The following is a 4,642-nucleotide window of genomic DNA, read 5'->3' as shown; positions in this document are numbered from 1 at the left end:
GCATGATGAGCGTATATCTGGGGTGCCGGTCGGGTTTGTTGCGTTGAAATGGCCGGACTGGGGGTGAATATCGGGGTTTCTCTGCCCGGTTTCTGTGCGATTACGGAACCCGGGGGATTGGGGTCACGGATTCAGGATTACTGCAACGGTTGTGGCTCAGCCCGTCACCACAGCCAGCGGCCTGGTCTACCAGTCCATCAAAGACGGCACCGGCGACTCCCCCAAGGCCACCGACACGGTCAAGGTGCACTACCGCGGCACCTTCCTGGATGGCAAGGAGTTCGACAGCTCCTACAGGCGTGGCGAACCCACCGAGTTCCCGCTCAACCGCGTGATCCCCTGCTGGACCGAAGGCGTGCAGCGCATGAAGCCCGGCGGCAAGGCCAAGCTGACCTGCCCGCCCGGCATTGCCTACGGGGCCGGCGGCGCCGGTGGCGTGATCCCGCCCAACGCCACGCTGAACTTCGAGGTCGAGCTGGTGTCCGTACGTCGCTGACCAGACTCCGACCGCTGCAAACAAAAAAGCCGCCCGGGGCCATGGCCCCAGGCGGCTTTTTTTGTGGGCAGTGCGCTCAGGCGCACCCTCCATCACACCTCGGTGACGAACTGCTCGCGCGGGCGGCGCACCTTCTTGAGGTTGACCAGCCAGTCGCCCTCATCGGCACGGTAGCCCAGCGGCAAGATGGCCACGCTGCGCAAGTTGCGCGCACCCAGGTCCAGGATTTCGTCCAGGGCCTTGGGGTCGAAACCTTCCATGGGGGTGGAATCCACACCTTCAAAGGCCGCAGCCATCAGCGCAGCACTCAGGCCAATGTAAGCCTGGCGGGCCGCATGCTGGAAGTTCACCTCGGCATCGCGCTGCGGGTACATGCCCAGCAGCATCTGGCGGTAGTTTTCCCAGCCTTCGTTCTTGAAACCCCGCTGCTCGTTGGTCAGGTCAAACATCATGTTGATGCGATCGGCTGTGTAGTTGTCCCACGCCGCAAACACCAGCAGGTGCGAGCCATCGGTAATCTGAGCCTGGTTCCACGCAATGGGCAGGATGCGGGCACGCACCGCCGGGTCGGTCACCACGATGATCTCAAACGGCTGCAAGCCGCTGGAGGTGGGCGCGAGGCGCGCGGCTTCCAGGATGCGGTCCACCTTGTCCTGAGGTACTTTCTTAGCCGGATTCATCTTCTTGGTAGCGTAGCGCCACTGCAGCTTGAGCAACAGTGACTGCGCGGTATCGGTGTCGTGGGCAGTGGTCATGATGGGCGTCCTTGAAGATGGATAAGTGAAACACAGCGAAACAAGCGGGCCCGTCAAAGATACTCCAGGAAACCACTGCATCCCCCCCCCCGCGGGGCCGCGCCTTGGCGGTGCTGACCGTCGGGCCGCGGCGTACACTCCGCCCATTCTGCTTTCGCGCGGTGACTGCATTCAACGGCCCTGAAGTGCGCCCCGCAGAGCGACCCTCTATGAGCGAACCCGATCTGTCCTTTCTTGATCCCGCCGGTCGCAGCCCCGCGCAAACGGCAACGGTCGCCCTGCAGCGCGTCGAACGCCCATGGTTCACTGCGGGCGATCGGCCTGTTGCCTCAACACAGGATCTCGTAGCCGAACTGCGCGCCTACCAGGCCGAACTGGAAAATCAGAACAAAGTTCTGAGCTACAGCCAGACGGTGGCCGAGAGCGCCTATGAGCGCTTTGAGACCCTGTTTGCCAGCGTGCCGCTTGCACTGATGGTGGTCGATGAGCACGACCTGGTGCTGCAAGCCAACTCCATGGCGCACCGGTTGTTCCAGCCCAGCGAGCACGACCGCCCCCTGTCTGCACTGATGCCTTTTGTGCGCGAGCAAGACGTGGACCGCGTGCGCGAGGCCTTTACCGTGGCGCGCCAAGCGGGCCATGGCGAAGTCAAGGAAATCGTCTTTGCCATCAGCCCCGATAGCCGCATCACCGGCGACTTGCACATTGCACACATTGAGCCCCCCCAGGACGGCGGCCCACCGCTGACACAGTTTCTGTGCGCGGTGATTGATCAAGGCCCCCTGCTGGCAGAGCGCAACGCCCTGCAGCGGAGTACGCAGGCCCTGCAACAGCGCAATGAGCAGTTGTTTGCCAGCGAAAAACGGCTGGAGGCGGTCATCAACTCGGCGCTGGACGCCATAGTCTGCGTGGACCAGCACCAGCGCATCACCGTGTTCAACCCCACGGCGGCAGCGCTGTTTCAGTGCAGCGCCAGCGATGCGCTGGGCAGCGGGCTGCAGCGCTTTTTACCCGATGCTCCGCGTGCGCTGGCGCTTGCAAAGCTCAACACGCAGGCCCTGCTGGGGGAGATGACCGCGCTCACGGTGACTGGCAAGGAACTGGCCGTGGAGGTAAGCGTCTCGTTCGAGCGCCACGCCGACGGCGAAACCACCACCGTCTTCGCGCGCGACCTGACCGGTCGCAAGAAGGCCGAGGCGCACCGCAGCGAGCTCGAAGCGCAGCTGCGCGAGTCGCAGAAGATGCAGGCGGTCGGCACCATGGCAGGCGGCATTGCACACGATTTCAACAACATCCTGGGCGCCATCCTGGGCAATGTGGAACTGGCCAAGGCCGACTGCGCGGCAGGCTCGCCGGTGCTCGAGAGCTTGACGGAGATCGACAAGGCAGGCCGACGCGCACGCAACCTGGTGCGCCAGATCCTCACATTCAGCCGCAACGAGCCGCCGCAGCGCACCGTGGTCTCGCTGGCCGATATTGCGCACGAAACCGAACGCCTGCTGCGCGTCACACTGCCACCCGGTATCGCGCTGCACATGCGGCTGTCGCCCGGGCTGCCACCTGTGCTGGCAGACGCAACGCAGGTGGAACAGGCGCTCATCAACCTGTGCACCAATGCCATCCATGCGATCGACAACGAACGCGGTGCGATCCATGTCGATGCGCTCGCCGTTGAGCCAGACCAGCGACTGAGCGAACGTCTTGCCCTGATGCCGGGCAACTATGTCGCGTTGACCGTGAGCGACAACGGCCCTGGCATGGAGGCCGCTACGCTCGAGCGCATCTTTGAGCCATTTTTCACGACCAAGCCGGTGGGCCAGGGCACCGGGCTGGGTCTGGCCGTGGTGCACGGCGTCATGCGCACGCATCAAGGCGCGGTGGACGTGCACAGCGTGCCGGGCCAGGGCAGTCGCTTCACGCTGTACTTTCAGGCAGCGCCTGCGGGGGCAAGCCTGCCCGCCCCGGTTGCCGAGTCGGTGGCCGCAGGTGCCTTTGCCAGCGCGGCGGATCTTGCCGCGACCGGCCAAGCCCCAGGATCGGCGCGCGTTGCGGATAGCCAAGAGCGCCAGCGGCATGTGATGTACGTGGATGACGACGAGGCACTCGTCTTTTTAGTGCAGCGGCTGCTGCGCAGGCGCGGCTACCTGGTGAGCGGATTTACCGACCCCCACGCTGCCACCGCCGCGCTGCGCGCCGAACCGCAGCGCTATGACCTGCTGGTGACCGACTACAACATGCCCGGCTTTTGTGGGGTGGACCTGGTGCGCGAGGCGCGGCGGATACGACCTGGCCTGCCCGTCGCGCTGGCATCGGGCTACGTCACCACCGAGATCGAGCAGGCAGCGCTGGCCGAAGGGGCACGCGCCCTCATCCACAAACCCAACGATGTGGAAGAACTCTGCGCCACGGTGCAACGGCTGGTGGCGGGCGACGATGCAGCGGCTTGAACCCGGCATCTCCCTTGCCCAACCCACCGCTTCCTCGGCCTCTGTGCCGCATGTGCACGCTGTGTTTGAAGACGCCGACCTGCTGTTGCTGCACAAGCCCGCAGGCCTGCTGTGCGTGCCCGGGCGGGGCCCGGACAAGCAAGATTGCCTGAGCGCCCGGACGCAGCAGCGCTGGCCGCGGGCGCTCATCGTGCATCGGCTCGATCAGGCGACGTCGGGGCTGGTGCTGATGGCGCGGCACCCAGAGGCCCAGCGCCGCTTGAGCCAGGCGTTTGCCGAGTGCCAGGTGTCCAAGCACTACGAGGCGATCGTGCACGGGAAGATGCACGCCGATAGCGATCCCGCTGCAACCCCATCGGGCTGGCAACTCATCGATCTGCCCATCGCCGCCGACTGGCAGCGTCGCCCCCTGCGCGTGATTGACCACCATGCAGGTAAGCGCAGCCAGACACGCTGGCGCACCATCCAATGGGACGAGGCCACCGATACCACCCGCGTCGAACTGGCCCCGTTGACCGGCCGAATCCACCAGCTCCGAGTGCACCTGGCCGCTGTGGGACATGCCATCCTGGGCGATACGCTGTATGCAGCGCCGGCCATACAGGCGATGTCGCCCCGCCTGCTGCTGCACGCGCGCAGCCTGGCATTCACGCACCCCTTCACCGGGGAAGCTATCGCATTCACCTGCCCGGCCAGTTTTTGACGTGGCGTCTGAAGGGTGCAAGGCCCTTCGGGTATCTGCGCACCACTGCCGACGGGCTGCGCTGGCGCGTGCCGATCATGATCCGACACGCGCTGGATGCTCTAGCCCGAATATTTCACGGCAATTGGTCGAAGGCGGAGCGAAGCGAGTTTTTCTGTTGATTTTGGGCTGCCAAGTGCTCTGGCCAGGGCTTTGATGTGCTGCAAAAGGCTATGGCGTGGTAACCAGGCACACCGGCCCC

4 protein-coding genes are annotated in these 4,642 nt (G+C 64.8%); 3 read left to right on the top strand and 1 reads right to left on the bottom strand.

Annotated features, from left to right (window positions below; all coding sequences use genetic code 11):
• The first annotated feature begins 136 nt into the window (after positions 1 to 136).
• The gene (locus ACK543_RS14835; protein ID WP_409943601.1) at positions 137 to 496 is read left to right on the top strand and encodes an FKBP-type peptidyl-prolyl cis-trans isomerase; all 360 of its coding nucleotides are present in this window, start codon (positions 137 to 139) and stop codon (positions 494 to 496) included.
• 92 nt (positions 497 to 588) lie between these two features.
• Here the strand turns inward: ACK543_RS14835 and ACK543_RS14830 are convergent, their stop codons facing one another.
• Positions 589 to 1,251, bottom strand: a complete 663-nt coding sequence (locus ACK543_RS14830) for an NAD(P)H-dependent oxidoreductase (RefSeq protein ID WP_409943600.1) — start codon at positions 1,249 to 1,251, stop codon at positions 589 to 591.
• Positions 1,252 to 1,460: 209 nt separating this feature from the next.
• Between ACK543_RS14830 and ACK543_RS14825 the strand changes: the two genes are divergently transcribed.
• Complete coding sequence (locus tag ACK543_RS14825) at positions 1,461 to 3,698, top strand: ATP-binding protein (RefSeq protein WP_409943599.1); 2,238 nt, start codon at positions 1,461 to 1,463, stop codon at positions 3,696 to 3,698.
• Entirely contained in the window at positions 3,685 to 4,401 is a 717-nt protein-coding gene (locus tag ACK543_RS14820) for an RluA family pseudouridine synthase (RefSeq protein ID WP_409943598.1), read from the top strand. Before ACK543_RS14825 ends, ACK543_RS14820 begins: the two co-directional genes overlap by 14 nt.
• The last annotated feature ends 241 nt before the right edge of the window (positions 4,402 to 4,642 follow it).

The sequence above is a fragment of the Acidovorax sp. genome (assembly GCF_046341535.1).
GTDB lineage: Bacteria > Pseudomonadota > Gammaproteobacteria > Burkholderiales > Burkholderiaceae_C > Acidovorax.
This window is presented reverse-complemented; position numbering and strand designations above follow the sequence as displayed.